This is a genomic window from Bradyrhizobium algeriense, assembly GCF_003062295.1.
Lineage (GTDB): Bacteria > Pseudomonadota > Alphaproteobacteria > Rhizobiales > Xanthobacteraceae > Bradyrhizobium > Bradyrhizobium algeriense.
In genome coordinates this window covers 1-23,487 of the sequence record NZ_PYCN01000030.1, presented here as the reverse complement: position 1 = coordinate 23,487, position 23,487 = coordinate 1, and the positions used below count along the sequence as shown (strand labels likewise).

The 23,487-nt window shown below is 61.4% G+C and carries 24 protein-coding genes and 1 other RNA gene; 9 read left to right on the top strand and 16 right to left on the bottom strand.

The genetic code is table 11. The annotated features are described in order from the left end of the window. Positions 1–46: 46 nt before the first annotated feature. On the bottom strand, positions 47–1,144 hold the full coding sequence (locus tag C7G61_RS34555; RefSeq protein ID WP_108522182.1) for a quinone-dependent dihydroorotate dehydrogenase: 1,098 nt from the start codon (positions 1,142–1,144) through the stop codon (positions 47–49). After that, positions 1,141–1,485: a DUF952 domain-containing protein gene (locus C7G61_RS34550; RefSeq protein ID WP_108522181.1), complete on the bottom strand. Its 345-nt coding sequence runs from the start codon at positions 1,483–1,485 to the stop codon at positions 1,141–1,143. The genes C7G61_RS34555 and C7G61_RS34550 overlap by 4 nt, the downstream gene beginning before the upstream one ends. 174 nt (positions 1,486–1,659) lie before the next feature. Here C7G61_RS34550 and C7G61_RS34545 point away from each other — a divergent pair, with 174 nt between their 5' ends. Together C7G61_RS34545 and C7G61_RS34540 are read left to right on the top strand one after the other, a co-directional pair. Continuing rightward, entirely contained in the window at positions 1,660–2,313 is a 654-nt protein-coding gene (locus C7G61_RS34545) for a S24 family peptidase (RefSeq protein ID WP_190242105.1), read from the top strand. 13 nt (positions 2,314–2,326) lie between these two features. Next, positions 2,327–2,833 (top strand): mismatch-specific DNA-glycosylase, encoded by a 507-nt coding sequence (locus C7G61_RS34540; protein WP_202975808.1) that lies wholly within the window; start codon positions 2,327–2,329, stop codon positions 2,831–2,833. A gap of 173 nt (positions 2,834–3,006) precedes the next feature. Here C7G61_RS34540 and C7G61_RS34535 read toward each other — a convergent pair whose 3' ends face one another. Further along, the gene (locus tag C7G61_RS34535) at positions 3,007–3,792 is read right to left on the bottom strand and encodes a class II aldolase/adducin family protein (RefSeq protein ID WP_108522179.1); all 786 of its coding nucleotides are present in this window, start codon (positions 3,790–3,792) and stop codon (positions 3,007–3,009) included. 364 nt (positions 3,793–4,156) lie between these two features. Between C7G61_RS34535 and C7G61_RS34530 the strand changes: the two genes are divergently transcribed. Further along, positions 4,157–4,912, top strand: coding sequence for a carbonic anhydrase (locus C7G61_RS34530; RefSeq protein ID WP_108522178.1), 756 nt, complete (start codon positions 4,157–4,159; stop codon positions 4,910–4,912). A gap of 117 nt (positions 4,913–5,029) precedes the next feature. Here the strand turns inward: C7G61_RS34530 and C7G61_RS34525 are convergent, their stop codons facing one another. The 5 genes from C7G61_RS34525 to C7G61_RS34500 all read right to left on the bottom strand — a co-directional run bounded on the left by C7G61_RS34525 (position 5,030) and on the right by C7G61_RS34500 (position 9,302). Continuing rightward, positions 5,030–6,673 (bottom strand): lysine--tRNA ligase, encoded by a 1,644-nt coding sequence (locus tag C7G61_RS34525; RefSeq protein ID WP_108522177.1) that lies wholly within the window; start codon positions 6,671–6,673, stop codon positions 5,030–5,032. A gap of 181 nt (positions 6,674–6,854) precedes the next feature. Beyond that, positions 6,855–7,769, bottom strand: a complete 915-nt coding sequence (locus C7G61_RS34515; protein ID WP_108522176.1) for a transporter substrate-binding domain-containing protein — start codon at positions 7,767–7,769, stop codon at positions 6,855–6,857. A gap of 93 nt (positions 7,770–7,862) precedes the next feature. Beyond that, the gene (locus C7G61_RS34510) at positions 7,863–8,453 is read right to left on the bottom strand and encodes an SCO family protein (RefSeq protein WP_108522175.1); all 591 of its coding nucleotides are present in this window, start codon (positions 8,451–8,453) and stop codon (positions 7,863–7,865) included. 21 nt (positions 8,454–8,474) lie between these two features. Next, entirely contained in the window at positions 8,475–8,600 is a 126-nt protein-coding gene (locus tag C7G61_RS47100) for a hypothetical protein (protein WP_274542300.1), read from the bottom strand. A gap of 228 nt (positions 8,601–8,828) precedes the next feature. Then, a complete protein-coding gene (locus C7G61_RS34500; protein ID WP_108522173.1) occupies positions 8,829–9,302 on the bottom strand; it encodes a hypothetical protein in 474 nt (157 codons plus the stop codon). 287 nt (positions 9,303–9,589) lie between these two features. Here C7G61_RS34500 and C7G61_RS34495 point away from each other — a divergent pair, with 287 nt between their 5' ends. Then, positions 9,590–11,248 (top strand): FAD-binding dehydrogenase, encoded by a 1,659-nt coding sequence (locus tag C7G61_RS34495; RefSeq protein WP_108522172.1) that lies wholly within the window; start codon positions 9,590–9,592, stop codon positions 11,246–11,248. 144 nt (positions 11,249–11,392) lie between these two features. Then, positions 11,393–11,743 (top strand): RidA family protein, encoded by a 351-nt coding sequence (locus C7G61_RS34490; protein ID WP_108522171.1) that lies wholly within the window; start codon positions 11,393–11,395, stop codon positions 11,741–11,743. A 70-nt stretch (positions 11,744–11,813) separates the two neighbouring features. Here C7G61_RS34490 and C7G61_RS34485 read toward each other — a convergent pair whose 3' ends face one another. Continuing rightward, positions 11,814–12,959 carry an alpha/beta fold hydrolase gene (locus C7G61_RS34485; RefSeq protein ID WP_244608596.1) on the bottom strand — a complete coding sequence of 382 codons (1,146 nt, stop codon included), beginning with the start codon at positions 12,957–12,959 and terminating at the stop codon, positions 11,814–11,816. A 231-nt stretch (positions 12,960–13,190) separates the two neighbouring features. Between C7G61_RS34485 and C7G61_RS34480 the strand changes: the two genes are divergently transcribed. The 4 genes from C7G61_RS34480 to C7G61_RS34465 all read left to right on the top strand — a co-directional run bounded on the left by C7G61_RS34480 (position 13,191) and on the right by C7G61_RS34465 (position 15,342). Beyond that, positions 13,191–13,553 carry a nuclear transport factor 2 family protein gene (locus C7G61_RS34480; RefSeq protein ID WP_108522169.1) on the top strand — a complete coding sequence of 121 codons (363 nt, stop codon included), beginning with the start codon at positions 13,191–13,193 and terminating at the stop codon, positions 13,551–13,553. A gap of 162 nt (positions 13,554–13,715) precedes the next feature. Then, positions 13,716–14,399 (top strand): RNA polymerase sigma factor, encoded by a 684-nt coding sequence (locus C7G61_RS34475; protein ID WP_108522228.1) that lies wholly within the window; start codon positions 13,716–13,718, stop codon positions 14,397–14,399. Positions 14,400–14,489: 90 nt separating this feature from the next. Continuing rightward, positions 14,490–15,011, top strand: coding sequence for a DUF4142 domain-containing protein (locus tag C7G61_RS34470; RefSeq protein ID WP_108522168.1), 522 nt, complete (start codon positions 14,490–14,492; stop codon positions 15,009–15,011). Between the two features lie 10 nt (positions 15,012–15,021). Next, a complete protein-coding gene (locus tag C7G61_RS34465) occupies positions 15,022–15,342 on the top strand; it encodes a cupredoxin domain-containing protein (protein WP_108522167.1) in 321 nt (106 codons plus the stop codon). A 28-nt stretch (positions 15,343–15,370) separates the two neighbouring features. Here the strand turns inward: C7G61_RS34465 and C7G61_RS34460 are convergent, their stop codons facing one another. The 7 genes from C7G61_RS34460 to C7G61_RS34430 all read right to left on the bottom strand — a co-directional run bounded on the left by C7G61_RS34460 (position 15,371) and on the right by C7G61_RS34430 (position 23,207). Beyond that, positions 15,371–17,446 carry a methyl-accepting chemotaxis protein gene (locus tag C7G61_RS34460; RefSeq protein ID WP_108522166.1) on the bottom strand — a complete coding sequence of 692 codons (2,076 nt, stop codon included), beginning with the start codon at positions 17,444–17,446 and terminating at the stop codon, positions 15,371–15,373. Positions 17,447–17,564: 118 nt separating this feature from the next. Continuing rightward, on the bottom strand, positions 17,565–18,125 hold the full coding sequence (locus C7G61_RS34455) for a hypothetical protein (protein ID WP_108522165.1): 561 nt from the start codon (positions 18,123–18,125) through the stop codon (positions 17,565–17,567). Between the two features lie 120 nt (positions 18,126–18,245). Then, positions 18,246–18,607: a transfer-messenger RNA gene (ssrA, locus tag C7G61_RS34450) on the bottom strand. A 47-nt stretch (positions 18,608–18,654) separates the two neighbouring features. Continuing rightward, on the bottom strand, positions 18,655–19,020 hold the full coding sequence (locus tag C7G61_RS34445; protein ID WP_145963739.1) for a hypothetical protein: 366 nt from the start codon (positions 19,018–19,020) through the stop codon (positions 18,655–18,657). Between the two features lie 371 nt (positions 19,021–19,391). Further along, positions 19,392–21,233, bottom strand: a complete 1,842-nt coding sequence (locus C7G61_RS34440; protein WP_145963738.1) for a hypothetical protein — start codon at positions 21,231–21,233, stop codon at positions 19,392–19,394. 21 nt (positions 21,234–21,254) lie between these two features. After that, the gene (locus C7G61_RS34435; protein WP_108522162.1) at positions 21,255–22,661 is read right to left on the bottom strand and encodes a UbiA family prenyltransferase; all 1,407 of its coding nucleotides are present in this window, start codon (positions 22,659–22,661) and stop codon (positions 21,255–21,257) included. Between the two features lie 285 nt (positions 22,662–22,946). Then, positions 22,947–23,207, bottom strand: a complete 261-nt coding sequence (locus tag C7G61_RS34430; protein ID WP_108522161.1) for a hypothetical protein — start codon at positions 23,205–23,207, stop codon at positions 22,947–22,949. Positions 23,208–23,487: the final 280 nt, after the last annotated feature.

The window sequence follows — 23,487 nt, the reverse complement described above, 5'->3', positions numbered from 1 at the left end:
GTCCCGGATTGCGCTGCGCTCCATCCGGGCTACGCCGCATCAGTAACTACACCACCGGCCAATCCTCGGCCGTGATCGTCGCCGCGTCGGCGCCGACGATCTCCGACAGCGAGTCGCGCCCGGTTCGCAGCAATGTCGAGGCGAGATCGTTCTTGATGTCGTCGACCAGCCCGAGGCCCTTGTAGACCAGCGACGAATAGAGCTGGATCAGGCTGGCGCCGGCGCGGATCTTCGTCAGCGCCGCGCCGCCGGAATCGATACCGCCGACGCCGATCAGCGGAAACGCGCCTTCGGTGCGGACATAGGTCTCGGCCACCATGCGCGTCGACAATCGAAACAGCGGCCGTCCGGATAACCCGCCCTGCTCTTTCGCGCGGGCCTGTTCGCGCAAGGACGAGGGCCGCGCCAGCGTGGTGTTGGCGACGATCATGCCGTCGACCCGGCGCGAGCGCGCGATGTGCACGACATCGTCGAGCTCGGTCAAACTCAGATCCGGCGCGATCTTGAGCAGCACCGGAGAATCGCCGGCATTCCGGCGCACCCGCTCGCGCGCATCGATGACCTTGGCGAGCAAGTCGTCAAGCGCCGCGGATTGCTGCAGATTGCGCAAGCCCGGCGTGTTCGGCGAGGAGACATTGACGGTGAAATAGCTCGCCACCGGCGCAAATGTCTCGATCAGCTTGACGTAGTCGGCGACGCGGTCGGACGAATCCTTGTTGGCCCCGACATTGACGCCGACGATGCCGCCATGGTGGGCGCGCGCCGCCAGCCGGCGCAGCGCGGCCTCGGCGCCGTCATTGTTGAAGCCCATGCGGTTGATCACGGCTTCATCCCGCTCCAGCCGAAACAGCCGCGGCCGCGGATTGCCGCCCTGCGGCTTCGGCGTCACCGTGCCGATTTCGACGAAGCCGAAACCGAGCCGCAACAACGCGTCGGGCACCTCCGCGCTCTTGTCGAAGCCCGCGGCCATGCCGATCGGATTGGGAAAATTCAGGCCGAAGGCGCGCACCGCCAGCTTGTGGTCGTCGGCCCGCGGCTTGACCGGCGGCAGCAGCCGCAGGCCATGGATCGCCATGCGATGCGCGTCTTCCGGATCGAACCAGCGCAACAGCGGCAGCGAAAAGGCGTCGAAGGCGCGGATCACGGGAGAAGCTCCGGAATGTCGTGAGTGCCGTCGGACCGCGCGCGCATGTCGAGGATGGCGGTCACCGCGCCGAGATCGAGTTCGCCATAGAGATGCGGGAACAGTTCGTCGTTGCGCGAAGGCTCCCAGCGCAAGGCATCGCCCAGCGCGTCCGCGTCGACCGCAACCAGGAACAGGCCGGTCTGGCCGAAATAATGTTTTCGCGCCGTCTCGGCGACCTGGGACGCCGTGGAGAAATGAATGAAGCCGTCGCGCAGATCGTCGCTGCTGCCCCGGTAGACGCCCTGCCGTTCGGCCTCGCGCCAGGCCGAGGCGGGAGTGATTTTATAGATCGTGCGCACGACTTTCCGGGCTTGTCATTGAGTAACTTGGGATTTTCCCGGAAATGGCCGGGTGGCGGCCGACCGTAAAGGCGGCAGGCCGCCAACTCAAGCGCTGCGCAGCAGGGCGCGGCACGAGATTTGCGAAAAGGAGCCGAATGAGGCAATAATTCCTAGGCGATTCCGGGATTTTCGATGGCCAGGCATTCCAAGGCGCAGCGCATTTTGACCCACAGCCAGGTCTGGACCGCGCTCGACCGCCTGGCCGAACGCGCCGGGATGTCGCCGTCCGGCCTTGCCAGGCGCAGTGGCCTGGACCCCACCACCTTCAACAAATCCAAGCGCATCACCGCCGACGGCCGCGAGCGCTGGCCCTCGACCGAATCGGTTTCCAAGGCGCTGGCCGCGACTAATTCGTCGATCGACACCTTTGTGCAGTTGATCGGCGACGGCGCGCGGGGCCTGCAATCGGTGCCGCTGCTTGCCCTGGCGCAAGCCGGCAGCGGCGGCCATTTCGACGAGAGCGGCTTTCCTGCCGGCCGTGGCTGGGACGAGGTGGCGCTGCCACAGGCCTCTGACGAGCACGCCTACGCGCTGGAGATCTCAGGCGATTCGATGAAGCCCGCTTATCGCGACGGCGACATCATCGTGGTATCGCCGGGCACGCCGATCCGGCGCGGCGACCGCGTGGTGCTCAAGACGTCGGACGGCGAAGTGATGGTCAAGGAATTGAAACGCCGCACTACCAGGACGCTGGAACTGCAGTCGCTCAACCCGGCCCAGGCTGATCGCACGCTCGACGCCGAAGATGTGGCGTGGATTGCAAGGATCGTGTGGGCGAGCCAGTAGGATTTGTCGCTCCGTGACGGATGTGCTGAGCGACCTGCTGCAACATTCCCTTCGCATCGTGCTGTGCGGAACCGCCGCGGGGACGACATCCGCCGCCGAGCGGGCCTATTACGCGCACCGGCAAAACAAGTTCTGGAAGATTTTGCACGAGACGAGGCTCACGCCGGAGCAGCTGCAGCCGCATCAATTCCGCAACCTGCTGCAATATGGAATCGGCCTGACTGATCTGGTGAAAGCGGGCGCGGGGATGGACCGTGCGACGCTTCCGAAGCTGACGACGGCGGATCGTGCCCGGCTGAGCAAGACAATCGCGACATTTCGTCCGCAGTTCCTGGCCTTCACCAGCAAGACGGCCGGACAGAAGTTCTTTGACGGGAAGCGGGACTACGGCGAGCAGTTGGAGCTGATTGGCGATACCAGGGTGTGGATTTTGCCTTCGACCTCGGGCGCCGCCAATGGAAGCTGGCGGCCGGAAATCTGGCACCGATTTGCGGATGAGGTTAGAGGGGCGGTTGGCTGATGGAGTCGCGGGCGCGAACCTTCGTGGATCGCTGACGCGCAGCGGCAGCGAGACGGATGAGGGGTCTGCATCCGCGGATAGAGACCCCTCATCCGCCTTGCCTTCGGCAAGGCACCTTCTCCCACAAGGGGAGAAGGGAAGAAGGGCCCTGCGCTCGCGGCAACGACCGACGCTTACGTCGCGTAATCCGGCTCTTTGCGGTCCAGCATCCGCTTCAAGGCATCGAAATGCCGCTGGGCCGGAGTCGGTCCCTTGTAGAGATGCTCGTCCTTGTAGTCGCGCTTGGTTTTCTCCACCACTGGCGCAGGAAGCTGTTTCAGCTTCTGCCCGGTCCACATCGCATAGATCTGCACCTGGGCGGCGCGCTCGACGTAGTAGAGCATGTCGTAAGCTTCAGCGACGGTGGCGCCGACGGTGGAAATGCCGTGATTGGCCATGAACAGCACGGTCTTGTCGCCGATGACTTTTGCGAGCCGCGCGCCTTCGGCGGGATCGAGCGCCGGGCCGGTATATTCGTCGTCATAGGCGATGGCGCCCGACAGCCCGACTTCGGTCTGGCCGATTTCCTTGATGCGGGGGTCTTCGAGCCGGGTCAGCGCGCTGGCGTGCGGCATGTGGGTGTGAAACACCGCCTTCGCCTGCGGCAACGCCTTGTGGATCGGCGCGTGGATGCAATAGCAGGAACGCTCCACCTCGCCCTCGCCGCGCTTGACCTCGCCGTCGTCGATGCCGACTTCCATGAAGCAGGAAGCGGTGACCTCGGACCAATGCGTGCCGAACGGGATCTGGTAGTAGCGATCGGTGCTATCAGGCACAACGAAGGTCAGATGGTTGAAGATGCCTTCGGAAAAACCCTGGATGAAGGCCAGCCGGTGCGCGGCCGCAAGATCGACCCGCGCCTGCCATTGCTCGGTGCTGACATTGTCCTGAAGCGATTTTGGCGAAACCCTGAACTGCATCCGCTTTCTCCCTGATCCGCTGTGTTGCCTGTCGCTCGGCGGAGGCTTTGGGAGGATTGTAGCGCAATCCGGCGCGGGCCGCGGCTGAAATTGCGGCGGGCCTGCCATCCCTCTTTGTGGGCTCTGCCTCGGGCCGAGGCGTAGCCCGGATGGAGCCAACGGGTCGCGCGAATGCGCGCCCGATGACAGGCTCCGCACAATCCGGGAGCCGCTCGAGCCGCTTGCACTGCCCCTGGATTTCGCTGCACTCCATCCGGGCTACGGCACACGACAACAGGTAGCGTCGTGCTGACAGTCATATTTTCAGCTTACGCTTGCCGCGGAATCGGATACTGCAAAGTTTTCATCCAGGCAGGGGCATCACATGAATCGTCGAAATCTTTTGAAGGCGCTCGCCGGGCTCGCGGCTTGCCCGGTCTGCACGACCGGGGGATTTGCCGCCGAAGGCGCCCATTGGAGTTACGAGGGCGTGGGAGGGCCTTCCAAATGGGGCGATCTCGATGCCGCCAACAAGGCCTGCTCACTCGGCGCGCAGCAATCGCCGATCGATATCGTGGCCCCCATCAAATCGCAGCACCCGGCGCTGAAACTGTCATGGGGCAAGACCGCCGATACGATCGTCAACAACGGCCACACCATCCAGCTCAATTTCGCCGAAGGCTCGACGCTGAAGCTCGGCGACACTACCTACAAACTCTTGCAGGTGCACTTTCACCGACCGAGCGAACATCTGATCGACGGCAAGAGTTTTCCGATGGAAGCGCATTTCGTGCACCGCGCGAATTCGGGTGCGCTCGCCGTGGTCGGCGTCATGTTCTCGGAAGGAAAGCCGAATGCGACCTTCGGCAAGATCGTAGCCACCATGCCGGCCAAGGAAGGGTCCGCAGTGAAGGCGGATGGCAGCATCAATCCGAACGGGCTGTTGCCGGCGAAGCTCGGCTACTACCGGTATCCGGGCTCGCTGACGACACCGCCATGCTCGGAAGTCGTCGAATGGCTGGTGCTCACCGATCCGATCCAGGTCGCGACCAGCGATGTCGCCGGTTTCGCAAAACTCTATCCGATGAACGCCCGCCCGGCGCAGCAAGACAACCGCCGCTACGTGCTGCAGTCGGTTTGATGCGACTGTCATTGCCGGGCTTGACCCGGCAATCCATCGACCAAAGGAGTCTTGCGAAGCAAGATGGATGCGCGGGTCAGGCCCGCGCATGACGACCTTTAGCGTACCGTCGACATCCTACGCGCTCCGTGCCAGTGCGCCGTCGATCATCGCTACCGCATTCGTCACACCGTACACCGCGACGAACGAGCCGAAGCGCGGGCCCTTCTCCTGGCCGAGCAGCACCTGGTAGAGCATGTTGAACCAGTCGAGCGAGACGCCGGGCCGGCCGTCCTTGCCCCTCTTCACGGGATCCAGAAACGGCTCGCGGCGGCCGATCTCGTAGACCACGTTCTGGATATCTTCGGCGCTCGATCCCGCCGGCATGTTCGACAGCGCATCGCGGAGATCCTGCAACGCGACGCGCTCGCTGTCGGTCGGCTCGCGGAACTGCTTCGTCGGCGCCACGAAGTCGCGATAATAGTTTATGGCGTAGCCGACCATCGCATCCAGCTTCGGATGGGTCCGCGGCGTCACGCCCGGACGGTAGCGGCCGATGAAGCCCCACAGCGTCTCGGCGTTTTCCGCGTTCGACGACGACACCAGCGTCAGCAGAAGCTGGAAAGTGACCGGCATGTCGGCCTTGGGCGGATTGCCGGAATGGATGTGCCAGACCGGATTGACGAGCTGCTGCTTGGCATCCTGCCGCGAAAAGCCATCGAGGAATTGCTGGTAGTCGTCGACGTTGCGCGGGATCACGTCGAAATACAGCCGCTTCGCCGCCTTCGGCTCGCGGTACATGAACAGCGACAGCGATTCCGGCGAGGCGTAGCGCAGCCATTCATCGATGGTGAGCCCGTTGCCTTTCGACTTCGAAATCTTCTGCCCCTTGTCGTCGAGGAACAGCTCGTAATTGAAGCCCTCTGGCGGCGTGCCGCCGAGCGCCGCACAGATCTTGCCCGACAGCTTGACCGAGTCGATCAGGTCCTTGCCGGCCATTTCATAGTCGACGCCGAGCGCGAACCAGCGCATCGCCCAGTCAGGCTTCCATTGCAGCTTGCAATGGCCGCCTGTGACCGGAAGCGTCACGCGCTCCCTGGTTTCGGGATCGTCGTAGGAGACCGTTCCGGCCTTCACGTCGTGCTCGACGATTGGCACGTACAGCACCATGCCGGTGCGCGGGCAGATCGGCAGGAACGGCGAATAGGTCGCGGCACGTTCCTCGCGCAAGGATGGCAGCATGATCTTCATCACGGCATCCAGCCGTTCCAGCATCCGCAGCAGCGCCGCGTCGAACTTCCCTGACGCATAGTAGTCGGTCGAACTGGCGAATTCGTAGTCGAAGCCGAAGGTGTCGAGAAACGCCCGCAGCCGCGCATTGTTGTGCGCGCCGAACGATGGATACTCATTGGAGAACGGATCGGGTATCCGCGACAGCGGCTTGCCGAGATGCGACGCCAGCATCTCCTTGTTCGGCACGTTGTCGGGCACCTTGCGCAGGCCATCCATATCGTCAGAGAACGCCAGGAGCCGCGTCTTGATCTTGTCCTCGGTCAGCACGCGAAACGCATGACGCACCATCGTGGTGCGCGCGACCTCGCCGAAGGTGCCGATATGCGGTAGGCCCGACGGGCCGTAACCGGTCTCGAACAGCACCTCGTCCTTCGGGTTTTTCTTCAGCCGCGCAACAATCGCCTTGGCCTGCTCGAACGGCCAGGCGTTGGATTGCTCGGCGAGCGCGCGCAAATCGCTCGGGCTAAAGGCATGGTCGATCGTGGACATTTTGTAAGGGCTCTCTCCGGAAGCCGCGGAAACTAGCGCTTCCGCGTAAAAATGCAAAATGATGGGCCCTCCGCCGTCATTCCGGGGCGATGCGCAGCATCGAACCCGGAATCTCGAGATTCCCCGGGGTGCAATTGCACCCCTGAGGTCTGGTCCTTCGGACCATCCCGGAATGACGGTGTCAAAACGGACTGATCGAAAAATACCGCAGCCACAGATCCGTGAAGCGGCCTTTTTCCCAGATCCGGAACAGCGCCCAGTTCAGCGACGTCCGCAGCAGATCGTTGCCCTTGCGGACGGCGATGCCGATGCCCTCGCCGAAATAGCGGCTCTCGACAAAGGGTCCGCCCGAGAACGCGCAGCATTCGCCCGAATCGGTGCCGTTGATCCAGAACGCCAGCGAGATCGCGTCGCCGAAGATGAAATCGACCTCGCTCCGCCGCAAGGCGAGCCGCAGCGCGTCGTCATTGGGATAGGACTTGATCTCGGCGTCGGTGAACATCGCCTTCAGATAGGCCTCGTGCGAAGTGCCGGCGATGACGCCGACCTTCTTGCCTTCGAGATATTCAGGGCGGACCTCCGGCATGACAGCGTCGCGCCGCGACACGAAGCGCGCCGGCGCGCGGTAATAGGGATCGGTGAAATCGAGCCTGGCGCGCAAGGCCGGCGTCACCGCCATGGAGGCGATAATGGCGTCACCGCGGTTGCTGGTAATGGCGTCGACCAGCGTCTCGAACCGGCGCATCTGGACGGTGCAGGAAATCTTGATCTCGTCGCACAGCGCGCGCGCCAGATCGACATTGAAGCCGGCGGGATTGCCGTCGGCACCGGTGAAGTTGAACGGCGGGTAATCGGTCTCGGTCAGGAACCGGATCACGGTGAGGCGCGACATGTCCGGCCGGTCCGGACGCCGCCGCGGGTCCCAGAAGCCAGGCACTGCCTGCGGGGCCGCCTCGACCGCCGGGCGGGGTTGGGTCTGCGCCTGCGCAGCACCGCCAACAGCCATCAACGCGAACGCAATCAACAGCCCGGCCAGCCAGGCGCGGACGCTTCGATGCAGTCTTGCATTGGTTAACGGTGCGTTAAGATATGGCATTTTCGGCAATGCTTGCGGAATTTCACGGCCTTATAGACCATCCGACCCACGATGCGAGGGCCGTTTTTAGAGCTTTTGGCCAGCCCTGCCGGCTCAGAGATAGCGCTTCAAATCCTTGGCGGCTTCCGCTGGCGTCCGTTTCAGGTTGAAGGGCGCTACGAAATGGCCGTCGCGGTCCATCAGATAGACCAGCGCGGTATGGTCCATGGTGTAGTCGCCGTCCTTGAGCGGGACTTTTCTGGCATAGACCCGATAGGCCGAAATCACCTTGGCTACCGCCGCAGGCTCCCCGGTCAGCCCCTTCAAATGCGGATCGAAGCTGGAGAGATAGTCCTTCATCGCGGCCGCCGTGTCGCGCTCGGGATCAACGGAAACGAACCAGGCGTTGACCTTGTCGGCGTCCGTGCCCATTGCCTTCAAGACCTCGGAAATCTCGAACAGGGAGGTCGGGCAAACATCCGGGCAATGGGTAAAGCCGAAGAAGATCAGCGTCGGCTTGCCCTTCAAATTCTGCTCGGTGACGGCCTGGCCGGCCTGGTCGGTCAGTTGAAACGGACCGCCGATCGCAGCCGGCGCGGTCACGGTGCGCAGGCCGCCCATCGCCCACAGCATGATCACCAGCCCGACCACGAGGCTCGTGGCAAAGGCAGCGATAATCACCAGCGGGCGGATCGTCCGGTCCATCGTGGATTCCTTTTCGCCGTATCAGAAGCAGGCCGAGATGCCGGCGGCGATCATCTCGAAAAACACCGCGGTGCCGTAATGGAACCACAATGCCGCCGCGCCGAGCACGGCCAGCGCGCCGAGGGCGGCTGCGCTCCAAACGATCATGGACGCCACCCTGCCCTGACGCGAGGTCGCGGTCATCATTCCGGCTTGGGTGGAGATCGGCTGAGCCATGCATTTCAGATAGGGCTAGTTCCCGGGGCAGGCAAGCGGAATGGCCGCGCCGGACATCACGTCATGCGGAGGGGCAGACTGGGCGAGAGGTGCACGAAAAGTAAATGGCCGGGAAGACCCGGCCACGACGTCACCTTTCGGCGAAACGGCCGCCCAGGTTCAGCGCGATGATGCTGGCTTGTTGGTGGAGGCTTGCGCGTCGAGGTAGCAGGGCTTGTACATCGACTGCAGCTGCTTGCCGCGCAGGAAGAGCATGCGCTGGGTCAAGCCGCCACGCGCCGCAATCCACTTCCGCACCGCTGGCGGATACATCGAATACAGCATGTGGGTGGCTTCGGCGTTGGTGACGGCGCGGCCGTTGGCGCCGAAATCCCAGGCGGCATGAAAGCCGAGATTGGCGTGTGACGTCACACAGATACGGTCATGGGGAACCGCGCCGAGCACGATGGTGCAGGCCGAGGCGCAGAGCCCATCGATGATGACGGTTTCGCCCGAGGTGCGCAGGCCCTGGTATTTGTCGACATAGGTGCCGATCCGGCCGCCGCGGTCGTCGGCAATCCGCACCACCGCATGGCTCGCCCCTACCCCCGCCAGCAGCAGCACCGCTGCAAGCAACCCCGTCACCAGCTTCATATCCCAGCCCCAGTCGAAGAAATGTCGAACCCGAATCTGATTGTCTTAGTGATGCAAGACGGGATGTAGCGTCGTTTGAGATCGTGATTTTGTCTAGGCAGACACAGCCCGTCAAAACAAATTCAAATTAAGTGTTGCCGGGCCGCTGCACCCTCCGCGCGAAAAGGTCCCATACTGGAACAAACGACTCTCGCCGAGGTGGCGACGCAGCCACAGGCAAGACGCTTTGCCGTTGACCGCGCGCGAGGACGCGGGCTTGAATCATAAATGGCACGGGGGAGGAAACGATGACTGAGGTCACAGACGTAATCGTGGTCGGCGGCGGACTGGCGGGGCTGGTCGCGGCGACCGAAATCGCAGACGCCGGCAAGCGCGTCATCGTCATCGACCAGGAAGGCGAACAAAGCCTTGGCGGACAAGCCTTTTGGTCGTTCGGCGGACTCTTCCTGGTGGACTCTCCCGAGCAGCGCCGGCTCGGCATTAAGGATTCCTACGATCTCGCCCTGCAAGACTGGATGGGGACCGCGGGCTTCGACCGCGACGACGACCATTGGCCCAAGCAATGGGCGGAAGCCTATGTCGCGTTCGCGGCCGGCGAGAAGCGCGACTGGCTGCGGGCGATGGGCCACCGTATTTTTCCGGTGGTCGGCTGGGCCGAGCGCGGCGGCTATGACGCGATGGGCCACGGCAATTCGGTGCCGCGCTTTCACGTCACCTGGGGCACCGGCCCCGGCATCGTCGAGCCGTTCGTACGCCGCGCACGCGAAGCGCAAAAAAACGGCCGATTAACGTTCAGGTTTCGCCACCGCGTCGACACACTCGTGATGACGAACGGCGCGGTCGAGGGCGTCAGTGGTTCGGTGCTCGAACCTGACAGCGTCGAGCGCGGCAAGAGCTCCTCGCGCAAGGTCGTGGGCGATTTCAGCTTGCGCGCGCAGGCCGTGATCGTCGCCTCCGGCGGCATCGGCGGCAATCACGACATGGTCCGGCAGAACTGGCCGAAGCGCCTGGGCGAGCCGCCGAAATTCATGATCTCCGGCGTGCCCGAACATGTCGACGGCCGCATGATCGGTATCACCGAGGCCGCCGGCGCGCGGCTGATCAACCGCGACCGGATGTGGCATTACGTCGAGGGCATCCGAAACTGGAATCCGATCTGGCCGCGCCACGGCATCCGCATCCTGCCCGGCCCGTCGTCGATGTGGTTCGACGCCACGGGCAAGCGGCTGCCCGCGCCGCTGTTCCCCGGCTCCGACACGCTCGGCCAGCTCGAATACATCATGGGCACTGGCTACGATTATTCCTGGTTCATCCTGACCCAGAGCATCATCAAGAAAGAGTTTGCGCTCTCCGGCTCCGAGCAGAATCCGGACCTCACCGGCAAGAGCTGGCGCATGACCATCAAGCGCGCCACCAACAAGGGTGCACCAGCGCCGGTGGAAGCGTTCAAGAAGAACGGCGCGGATTTCATCGTGCGCGACAATCTCGCCTACCTCGTCAGCGCGATGAATGCGCTTTCAGGCGACGGCCTGCTCCAGCACGACCACATCAAGGCGCAGATCGAGGCGCGCGACCGCGAGATCACCAACCCCTACGTCAAGGACGCGCAGGTGATGAACCTGCACAATGCGCGCCGTTACATCGGCGACAAACTGATCCGCACGGCGAAGCCGCATCGTATTCTCGATCCCGACCACGGCCCGCTGATCGCGGTCAAGCTCAACATCCTGACGCGGAAGACGCTGGGCGGCTTCGAGACCGATCTGGACTCGCGCGTGTTCGGCACGAGCGGCCAGATCATCCGGGGACTTTATGCCGCAGGCGAAGCCGCCGGCTTCGGCGGCGGCGGCGTGCACGGCTACCGTTCGCTGGAAGGCACTTTCCTGGGAGGATGCCTGTTCTCAGGGCGAAATGCGGGACGCGCGGCGGCGAAGGCGGCGGGGTGAAATGCCTTCCCGTCAAGGCCTGGCATAGCCGCCTGAGGACGGCGTCGCTTCCGCTCGCCTGTGCCGAGGTTCGATGCAAATAACGCAGTAGTCCTCGAGGCGTGAGCACGCTAAGAAGCCGCCGCCCCTTATCAGGAGAAAAACATGACCATCCAGCGCTTCGAAACCGGACCTCGCATGAGCCAGGTCGTCGTCCACGGCAACACCATCTATCTCGCGGGCGTCGTCGCCGGCAAGGCCGCCGGCAAGAGCGTGACCGAGCAGACGCAAGACATCCTCGCGATCATCGACGGCCATCTCGCCAAGGCCGGCACCGACAAGTCGAAGCTCTTGTCCGCCACGATCTACATCACCGACATGAAGACGTTTCCCGAAATGAACGCGGCGTGGGACGGCTGGGTGTCGGCGGGCAACACGCCGGCGCGCGCCACCGTCGAGGCCAAGCTCGCCGCGCCGCAGTACAATGTCGAGATCATGGTGGTCGCGGCGAAGTAAGCCCCACCGCCGCAACGCATCTAGCTGCCCCGGATTGCAGACGCGATCCGGGGCATTTTCATTTTGCATCTCACGCGCGGATTTTTGCGCCGGCGACATCGCCGATGTCGGCCTGAAGCCACCGGACGATCCGGCGCCAGGAATGGCCGAGGGCCTTGCGCCCCATGAAAAGGCTGAGGTGCCCGCAAGGCTCACAGGCCTGTTCCAGCCACGCCGGTGGCGTACCCAACAGCCCTGCGGTGGCAAACGCCTGATCGCGCGGAACGACGATGTCATCGGCTCCGGCCAGCAGGAAGACCGGCACGCGTACTTCAGCGAGATCGATCCTCCGGCCGAGCGCGACGAAGCGGCCCTCGGCGATCAGGTTCTGCCGGAAAACCTGCTCGGTCACCTCGAGATAGTAGGTCCCCGGCAGATCGAGCGTCGCGCGATCCCAGCGCTCGAAACGATCCAGCAGCATCTGCGCCTCGTCCGATCCATCGCCGAGATTCCTTTGCAGCACGGCTTCCACGTCATGCTGGCTGAACGGAATGTTCCAGAGCTTAAGCATGTGCTCGCCGCTGACGAGGCCATCGCCCTGCTGCACCATCTGCTCGAAGGCCTGATGCGGAAGTGCGGCCACCATCTTCGAGAGTTCTGACGGCGTGGAAATATCGACAGGCGCGCCGGCGAGTACGAGCCGCCGCACCTTGCCGGGAAAACGGGCGGCATAGACCAGCGACAGCCATCCGCCCTGACACAGGCCGACCAGATCAACCGGCGCGCCAATCTCATCGATCGCGACATTGAGATCGGCCAGATAATTGTCGATCGAGAGATAGCGCATTTCCGGCGTGGCCGAGCGCCAGTCCGGGACATAGATCCGGTTCACGCCGCCTTTTTGCAGCGCCTGCACCAGACTATGGCCCGGTGCGAAGTCCGCGATCAGCGCACCGTGCAGCGCATAGGGCGCGCAGACGACAACCGGCGGCTGCGTCGAACCCTTGCGCGAAAACTCCCGCAATCGCATCGACTGAAGTTGGAGTACCACGGCGTTCGGCGTGGTCCAGGCAAGCGGCGATTGGTCCGGCACGTCGGGAGGAGCGGGCTTCTGATTTGTGAACCATTGCGCGTAGCTGTCGAGCGCCAATTTCGTGGCTTCCAGCGGCCACAGCCACAGCTGCTGCGCCCAGTCGGCGCCCGCATGCTGTTTCGGCGTCTTGGTTTCTTCTGGCACCGATCGATCGCCCCATGATGATGAGGACGGCAAGGGCCCAAGTGTTGACGTTTTCCCCCTGGGAACCACGTGGTTCATGCTTTTACGCCAAATCCGGCGCAGGCCCTAGCCCGATCATTGGTCAGGGGGCGCGATCCGACAATCCTTGACCTCCGAGGTAATCGATTGACGCGCGCGGATATCAGATAGTCGGTCAGCCGATCAATCCGGCCTAACGATAAGGAGATCCTCATGACCGACGTTCACACCATTGCCCGCGGCTATATCGACCTGTGGAACGAGCGCACGCCAGCCCGCCGCCGCGAGATGCTGGCGGCGAACTGGACGACGGATGCGAAATACGTCGATCCCCTGATGAGCGGCGACGGCCACGACGGCGTCGATGCGCTTGTCGCCGGTGTGCAGCAGCGTTTTCCGGATTTCAAATTCAGGCTGATCGGCGAGCCCAACGGGTTCGGCGACCACGTCCGCTTCTCCTGGGGACTGGGTCCCGATGGCGGCGACAGCCCGATCAAGGGTACGGATTTCGCCGTGCTCAGCGACGGCCGCATCCGCAGCATCACCGGGTTCCTGGATCAAGTACCGGCGGTGTAACGGGTTTGTAGGATGGGTGGAGCGCAGCGATACCCATCAATTCCCCTGTAGAGACATGATGGGTATCGCTTCGCTCCACCCATCCTACGAAACCGAATAATTTTTGGGAACCTCTTCCCCTCTGCCGCATCCAACCCCAATACGCTGTTATTGGTGGACATCATGCGCCAGGCCCAAATACCACAAATCGCGCCCGTCGAATCCGGCGACACCGAGCTGGTGCGGCGGGCGCTGGCGCGCGACGAAGCCGCCGTCCGTGCCATCATGCAGGCGAATAACCGCAGGCTCTATCGCCTTGCCCGCGGCATCCTGCGCAACGATGGCGAGGCCGAGGATGTGGTGCAGGAAGCCTACGTCCGCGCCTTCACACATCTGGAAAATTTTCGTGGCGATTCCAGCCTGTCGACCTGGCTGTCGCGGATCGCGATGAACGAGGCACTGGGCTGGCTGCGCCGCCGTCGGCCCGCCGTGGAACTGGACTCCTTGCCGCAAGGCGCGCTCGAAGCCGAAATCATCCAGTTCCCCCTCGCCGCCGCCGATCCGGAAAAATCCATGGCCCAGCGTGAAATCCAAGCCGTCGTCGAACATGCCATCGATGAATTGCCGGAAGCGTTCCGTCTCGTCTTCATCACCCGCGTCATCGAAGGGATGAATGTGGAAGAGACCGCCGAGATTCTCTCGCTCAAGCCCGAGACCGTGAAGAGCCGGCTGCACCGCGCCCGCACGATGCTGCGCGACATCGTCGAGAAGAAAATTGGTCCCGTGGTGATGGAGGCGTTTCCCTTTGCCGGCAAGCGCTGCGAGCGGCTGACGGACACGGTGCTGAAGCGACTGGGCTTCGATTAACTTTTCCGGGAACCTCTGCACTCCACGACCATCCAACTCCTGTTCGTCAACAACGCGCGGCATTGGTTCCGCGCCACAGGAGTGTCAGACATGTTCGTTCGATTGAGCGCGGCGATCGCCGCATTGAGCATCCTAAGCAGCGCAGCGCTGGCGCAAGGCGCAAAGCCCACCGATCCCCAGATCGCGCATATCGCCTACACCGCAGGGGTCATCGACATCGCCGCCGCCAAGCAGGCGATCGAGAAGGCTGGCAATAAGGACGTCAAGGCGTTCGCAGAAGGCATGGTGCGCGACCATGAGGCCGTGAACAAGCAGGCGCTCGACCTCGTCAAGAAGCTGAACGTGACGCCGGAGGACAACGACACCAGCAAGACGCTGTCGAAGCAGGCGGCCGAGAAGCTTAACGAACTCGCCAAGCTGAAGGGTGCCGAATACGACAAGGCCTATGTCGCCAACGAGGTCGCCTACCACAAGGCCGTCAACGGCGCGCTGGAGACGCAGCTCATTCCATCAGCCAGTAATGCCGAGCTGAAGAGCCTGCTGCAGACCGGCCTGAAGATCTTTCAGGGCCACCAGCAGCACGCCGAACAAGTCGCCGCCAAGCTGAAGTAAGGAGCCTGCCATGCGTCCGGGACGCTATCCGCCTGTCATGGCTGCCCTGCTGTTCGGCATGATAGCCGCCCCGGCGCATGCGACGACTATACAGATCACGACGACCGATCTGGTGTTCGCGCCGGCAGAGGTCTCGGCCAAGGTCGGCGACACCATCGAATGGATCAACAAGGACGTGTTCGTGCACACCGCGACCGCGCGCAACGGCGACTTCGACGTCAACATGCCGCCGAAGAAAACCGTGACGTCAGTGCTGAAGAAGGCCGGTACCGTCGAGTATTATTGCCGGTACCATCCGAACATGAAGGCGGTGCTGACGATCGCGCCCTAGCAGCGTCCGCTTTTGCGATGGGGGCGGCTCAGGCCGCCCGCACGGAACTGAGGAACTTGCCGACCTCGCGCTTGAGCCGGTCGCTTTCGCCGGACAGTGACTTTGCCGCGCCGAGCACCTGGGCCGAGGCGGACCCCGTCTCGCTGGCGCCACGCTGCACGTCGGCGATGTTGGAGGAAACCTGCTGCGTGCCGTGCGCGGCCTGCTGCACGTTGCGGGAAATTTCCTGGGTCGCCGCGCCCTGCTCCTCGACGGCGGCCGCGATGGTGGAGGCGATCTCCGACATCCGTCCGATGGTATCGCCGATCTCCTTGATGGCGCCGACCGATTCCTGGGTCGCGGCCTGGATGCCCGATATCTGCTGGCTGATCTCGCCCGTTGCTTTGGCCGTCTGTTCGGCCAGCGCCTTCACCTCGGACGCGACCACCGCAAAGCCGCGTCCGGCTTCGCCGGCCCGCGCCGCCTCGATGGTGGCGTTGAGCGCCAGCAGGTTGGTCTGGCCCGCAATGGTGTTGATCAGCTCCACCACGTCGCCGATCCGGGCGGCGGCCTTGGCGAGTTCGGCGACGCGATCGTTGGTCTTCTGCGCCTGCTCCACCGCTTCACCGGCGATCCGCGCCGAGCCCTGGACCTGCCGGCTGATCTCGTTGACCGACGACGCCATCTCCTCGGTGGCGGATGCGACCGACTGCACATTGGTGGAGGCTTCCTCGGAAGCCGCCGCAACCGCGGTGGCAAGCTCCTCCGAACGTTCCGCGGTCGCCGTCAGCGTGCCGGCGGAGGCTTCCAGCTCGGTCGAGGCCTGTGACACGATCTCGACAATCTGGCCGATCATCGCCTCGAAATCGCCGGTGATCCGGTCGACGCGCTGGCCGCGCTGGATTTTTGCATCCGCTTCCACCGCGGCGGCCTCGTCGGCAGCCTTCTTGGCGATCAGGGCGTCCTTGAAGACCTGCAGCGAGCCCGCCATGGCGCCGATCTCATCGGCACGCTCGACGGTCGGGATCGTGACGTCGTGCCGGCCGGCGGCAAGATCTCCGACCGCGCCGGTCAAGGTCGCCAGCGGCGTGATCACGCGCCGGCGCAGCATCACGGTGACGCCGGCGAGCACGCCGAGCAGCGCCATAACGGCAAGGCCGGCCAGCGCCAGCATCGTCAAGGCCGCGTCCCGCGCGGCGCCCACACGTTCTCCCGCTTCCGCCAGCGCGGCATCGCGCACGGCGAAGAATGCCTGCACCGCCGGCACGATCGTGCTGGCGAGTTGATCGGAGCCGATGGCGTATTTGCCATCGTTGCGTCCGACCGCCATTTCCTTTTCAAGCCATGGCGCGGCCTTTCCGAAATAGGCCTCGATCGCGTCGTTCATCGCTTTCGCAAGACGCGACGGGCTGCCGATCTGATCCACGCCGGCCTCGATCCGTTCGCGGTCGAGATCGACGCGGCCCTGGGCGCGGTCCATGCTGGAAATTTCAGCCGCCGTCAGCGCACGGCGGGTGCTGATCGCAAGCGACACCGTAGCAGCCCGGCCGCCGGCCGATATCCGCAGATCCTGCGACGTGCGGGCGACATTTAGCAGCGCCGTCAACGACGCGTCCGCCATCGCGACTTGGTTTTCAAGGCGGTTCAACAGCGGTTCGAGAATCCCGACAACCCCGGCAATGCCCGGAAGGAAGCCCTTGATCGCGGCCTGATCGCGCGCGCTCATTGGCAAGGCCATCGCGCGATCGCTCGCTGCGCGAACCTCGGCCAGTTTGGCCGCCGCCTGATTGAGGCCCTGGACGAGCGCCGCGCCATCGCTGAGCGCGCCGACGGCGGTCCGCGCCTTTGCGAACGCGGCATCTGCGATCTGCACGGCCTTCGCCGCCACATCGAGCTGGGCCTGCGTCGCGGCGCCTTCCTGAAACAACGGACCGACATAGGGCGCGCGGTAGGCGGCAACCTGCTGGCCAACCGCAAGCACCGTGCCATAGGCCTCTACCGCCTTGATCGCTTCGGTCTTGCTGGCAAAGGTACGATATTGCGGGACGAGAACCCCGGCGCCAAGGATGATCGCCAGGACCGTCACCGAGAGCATCGATACCGCAAAGAGTCGACCGATCCGCATGTTGTGATTCCGCTGCATGAGGGAGCGGTCAACGTAGGCGGAACTGGGCTAAGGCAGCCTTAATGCAGGCTTTAATGCAGGACGGTAGAACTACGGGGCTGCACGCGGCTTTGCGCTGTCACGACCGCAGCACCATCACCAGCCGCAGCGCGACCGCCGCCTGCCAGACGGGATAGAGACACGAGGTCCGGTCGAGGCCGAGCGCATTGTCGAGCGCAAGCAGCGTACCAGCGAGCGTCCCCGTGATCAGCATCGGCCACCATGCGGCGGCATTGCGCGGCCCCGCCGGCAGCAGCGCGATTCCGAGCGCCATCACTGCCGTGCCGACGAGGCCGCCGGTCAATCCGGCGAGCAGATAGCGCATGACCGTGGCCGCGCCCGCGGTCTGTCCCTCGATAAAGATCGCCGCGTTCACCGCGCAGACGAACGCGATCATGGTGACGATCGCCGCGAGCCCTGCGGCCCAAAGCGGATTGGCGCTGAAGCGCCGCACCAGTATCAAAACGAGCACGGCGAACGGCACTGCGATCAGCGAAATGCGAAGCTGACCGGGCAAGCCAACGATCAAGTCGATCAGCGTTGGCAACAGCGGCGTGAGGATACCGGAGATGATGCCGCCGGCGGCGACGATGAACAGGCTGTTGCGAGAAGCGTCGGCGGAAGTGATCGCCCGGGTCAACGTGCACTCCTCTTTTGCGACACGCCTCATGCCTAACACGGCAGCGACGGAAATTGAAGGCAACGCGCGAGGAGCGGGCCGGGCCGCAAATAAAAGCCGCGCCAACCCGAAGGCTGACGCGGCGATGGCCGTTCTGTTGCCAGGTGGACCAACCCCGAACAGGTTACGCCGCGAGGCGCACTTCGTTCAATGCAACGTTATCGTTTGCATTTAGGTTTTTGACCCGATAACGGCGGTATCATGCCGAGCACAATTCAGAGCTTCTTTGCGACCATCGATCCTGGTTCGCCCCCGCCCTAGCAGCCCTGGGATTCGGCCTTTCGGCAGAATCGATCTCACCGAGATGAGACCTTTAAGCTCAAGCTGCTAAGGTGGAGGCGCCGGGTACTGCCCCCGGGTCTGCCCGCAGTCCACTCTAAGGTTCAGCGCCATCGTCTTGCGACGAAGCGACCCTACGCGCGATCGAAAGCGAAAGATAGGCTTCTGTTGCCCGTAGCCGACGGGTCGAGCTGGCGACAGGCCTAAAGCATCACAATCCACCCTTCGGCAAGAAGAAGCAGAGCTCGTCGCCGGTCCTCCTGTTTATAAACAGCACGGGCAAATGATCTGGCGTGTCTTCAGATTTGATGATGTCGGGTGGGATGACTTTCCATTGACCGTCTTTGAGGTATTGCCACTGGTCCGAATGGTCGTCTGCGACGCGAAAGCGTGTTTTGAATACATCGCCGTTGTCGCAACACGATTTCCAGGGAACACCGAGCCGGTGTTGGGCGGCAGGGTTCATTTCCTGCCTGTTGAACCACTCGTGGTGCGGCATCGACGCATCGTGAGCGTCAGCACGAAAAGACACCAGAAGAATACCGAACATCGTTAGTACGCGACCGAACGCTTTCATGGCAGCCTCCATTGTGGACTGTCATCAATTCGCGAATCACACGAACTCCCGGCAATTAAGGAGGCCAGATTCCAAAAAAGAATGGGAGCCCATTTTCTGAGCGGCCAGCTTTTTCAGACAAGACTGTTGCTTTCCTGTTCGTGCGGAACGAAGTCGAAGGCCATGCCAGTGCAGCGAAGAAGCTCTTGGCGTTCTTCGTCAGCTCACCGATTTACCATCAAGCGAACTACCGAACCGTAATAACACGGGGAATTCGAAACAGGCCTCTAGGCAGGTTTCTGACGTCCCTCGTTTTGATAAATCAGGTCACAAGCTATCATCCTTGTCGAAGGCGCTGGGATTGCGAAAAGCTGCATTTTTGCGCAACGAGGTCAGCGGCTGCTTGCAGGTACCTGCAAAGCCGTAGCAGGAGATTTTATGCCCCCGCGCGTATTTGCCTTGTGGTCCGATTGGCTCGGAACCACTGCGGCAAAGAGGACGGAACCCACGCAAAGCGAATTGGTGCTGAATACTGGATCAATATGCGCAGCGCGGAACGCCTGGCAATTGTCGATAACATAATCGATGTCATTGTTCTGAGCAAAACTGAGCGTCTCGCTGAGAGTTCTAAGTTCTAGAAGAGCGTCCATTCGCGACCTCCATTGCGCGTGGTAGGAGGGGCTCCACATCACCGCAGCGCCTCTTTTAAAGTCAACCCAAATACGTCGTCGCGAGCTGGCCTCAAATACTACCGAAGCAGCGGAGAGTGCTCCTGAATGCAAGTCATCAGGGCTCGAAACTCTGACTGCTTCAGTACCCTCACTCTTCGAGATCAAGAACATGCTGTTCGGATCAGTGGATGACTTTGCCCAAGCGCCGATTGTTTCCCACTCCCTGACAGCCTCCTTTGCTGTGGAAGTGAGTTTGAAGTGCTGCCAAGCTTGCCAAGGTAACACGAAGAGGCCGAGAGCGACGAAAACAACCGCACGGAGCACGTTATCTCGCTCTTTCACGCTGCCACAAATAGTTTTGTAAAACGCAATCAAAATGGCGGCCATTGGGAGCAAGCATTTGATGATGATGAAAAACAGCAAACACGGCCCCAGAATGGCTGCCTCTTGACCGTTGCGACTACTCAACCATCTGGCTGCAAGTGCAGCGGTGCACGTGGCAACCAAAAGGTGGATCATCACACCCGACCGCAACAGATGTAAGTTCAGTATCGTCGGGTTGTCGGTCAGTAACGGAACAATGGTACCGATGATGTAGAGTGACACCATGCCCACGAGCGCTGCCTTAAGCTCAACTCCACCACGATTAAACCGCGATAGAGCAAGCCACCCCAGGACAGCGAGGGTAACGAGCAAAACGATCTGATACCAAGGGTTTGATCCGACAAAGAAATGATTGCCAAAAAGGCTGCGAAGATACCCCGAATAATCGAATCCGACGTTTCCACCGAAATCCGGATTGGAGAGGATGTTGTAAACCACGGGCGCCGTCAGGAGCGCATATGCAATCAAGCCGACCACAGCTTGCGGCAACATTTGCGAAATGCCGATCTTTTGTCGCCAAATGAGCGATATCACGATGCAGCCAAGCGGCAAGACTAGCCACGCCCCCATGAATGCGTTGAGGAAAAATGTCAGACCGGCGAAGATGCATGCGATTGCAATTTGAGCGCGCGCAGCAAAAAAAACCGCCAGTAGCATGGTTCCGTTTGCAACTTCCGAATGGCTAAACGTCATCACAAAGAGAGCGCCGTGGCCCGCAAAGCTCGTGCCGTCAAGTATCGAGCTGAAGCAGAGAATAAGACAAAAAATGATCTGTTCGCGAACGGACTGCACTCCGATCAGCGAGGCGCAACAAACAAAGCCGACGAATGAAAGTAACCGGGAAAAATAAAGCAGGAGATGAAACATGAGGTGGCCGTCACCGGCGTGTCGCTCGCTTCCCGCCAGTACGAGCCAGAGTCCCGACGAGTAATGTCGCAGAGACTGTATAAACGCGTCATTACGAAATTGATCGTCGTCGTAGAGCCGATGAATAATGGGCAGATGGTATAGATGGTTGTCGAGTCCGAACACGGAGCCGGTGAAAAGCAATGAGATCAAGCTGGCCACGATGCAAATGCCCGCGATCTGCATTGGGCTTGCATCCATATCAAGCCAACGCTCTGCCGGAGGCGTCTCGCATTGAACGGAATGTTCGAGAGTTGCGGTGAGTATTTTCACGATGGCGCCGAATCTCAAACGTCAGATCGCCGCAAGCACTACAATGAACATAAGCAGCGCTGTGATTTGACTAGGACCATCGCTAACGGCAAATACGACGGGGTCGTGGTTCATCTGCCTGCGATGCGAAAGAATCAAAGCTCGAGCAATCCAGTAAATGAGTAGCGGGTCTAGTAGCCAAAGAAATGCCGGCTTGCTGTAGAGTGCGAGAACAGCAGGTGAAGAGAGATAGAGTGAGATAATGGTCACGGCGTTTGAGCCGCTCGCCGCAGCGAGTGGTCCGACAATTTGCATGTCACTGACCCCATAGTCGCGATTCGCTGCGTCGGGAAGTGATGCGTCAAGACGCATAGCAAGTTCGGCGTACCGCTTAATTAGGGCAAGCGATGTAAAAATAAAGATCGAGAAAACGAGAAGCCATTCGGACAGGATAACATCGATTGCAGTTGCGCCGGCGACAATCCTCAATGTGTAGAGGCCCGCAAGAACCACGATATCTACCATCACCAGGCGCTTCAGATACAGCGTATAGGCGACGGTCAGCGCAAAGTAGCCCAGCAAAGCTCCTGCGAAGGTAGCAGAAATGGCTAGGGAAATTAGAATCGAGACTGCGAGCAGAAATGGAACGGCAATCTTGGCAGCTCTCGTTGAAAGCTGTTTTGAAGCGATAGCCCTTAAACGCTTGCGGGGATGCGCTCGGTCAGCTTCGAGATCGGCCATGTCGTTCAGCAGATAAGCCGCGGAAGCGCATAGCGAGAACGCGAAGAAGGCTAGTGTTGCACTAAGGCAGTTTGCCAGCGAAAATTGGTGCGAGGTCAGTAGTGGTATAAATACAAGAACATTTTTGGTCCATTGATGTATCCGGAGTGCATTAGACCAAATGAGTAACCGGTTGTTGCCAAGCGCGGGCGCGGAATGGGGCTGTTCGTTTCCACTTTTGGAACTAGTCAACGTGCTGTGAGCAGCGGCAGCTAAGATGCGTTGATCACAACGAGAGCCGCCAATGTAGTCGAAAGCTTTTGATCCGAATTCGCGAATCAAAACGTCAAATTTGGTCTGATCTGTTAGTTCTCTGTCAATCGTGGATGCGATGACCCCTTTAAACAGGCCCAGATGAGCGGCGATACCCAGCGTTACACGTTCACTCGCCTTCGCAATAAGATAGACGGCCTTTCCTTCGGAACGGGCTTGGCGCGCTTGCTCTATAACGTCTTCGAGGTATGGAAGGCGGGCATAGTCGAATCCTACATCGAGTGAATTCGATGCACACTGTAATCGACCAATGGCTCCAATCGATCGGTCTATGAGAGTTTTTTGAACAAAGTCGCTATCGAGCAAACCGCCATCAAGATCTATCACTAGAGGTAGTTCTGCAGGTCGCCGCTTATCGACCTGCGGCTCCCTCGATTGACTTGTTACGTCTCGCATGGTGCTACTTCACCTCGAAGGAGTTGCCATGCTGATACGACAGGTGCGTAACCTGAGAATGAGTACGGCGACCAGATTCCTTTATGTGCAGAAATTGGTTTACGCACATTAAACGTGTGCATTGAGATCCTCGAAGGGCCGTCGAACTCGGTAGGATCGCGGGTAATCCTTGCGAGGGCATTAAGCACTTTATACAACAACGACCGCTCTGAAATTATTTGGACTGACGCCGATGTCACGCACATCAAGAGAACCTGCTCGGCCGAGGTAGCCAACGCAGTCGACCTAGCTTGCCACACCGGCTTGCGGCTGAGCGATCTGATACGCGTGGCTTGGTCGCACGTCGGCGACGACGCGATCGTCCTCACCACAGGCAAGAGCAGCCACCGCCGCGAAGCGATCATCCCTCTGCATAGCGCGCTTCGCGATGTCCTTGGGCGCATCCCAAAGCTCGCGACCACGATCTTGACTAGCAGCCGACGACGACCGTGGACGGCCGATGTGTTTCGGAAGCTCCTTCAACAAGGCCAAGATCGATGCCAGCATGTCGGAGCGCGATCTACGCTAGCGTGGGAGGAAGATTGGGTCGAGAAGATCATCGGCCGTTACGTGGCCGCGCGGCTGCCATCAAAGCGAGAATCACGAAACTGGAGATCAGAAAATGAACAAAGTCGACAAAACCGTCTGGCCAACTTCGGCTGAGCGGCCCGAGACATAGGTGACATTTCGTACCGGACACATGGGTTACACTTTTCGCTTTTTTTGCAAGCGGGAGGTGTGGATGCCGTGGAAAGCGAGTTCGGTGATGGAAGAACGGCTTCGCTTT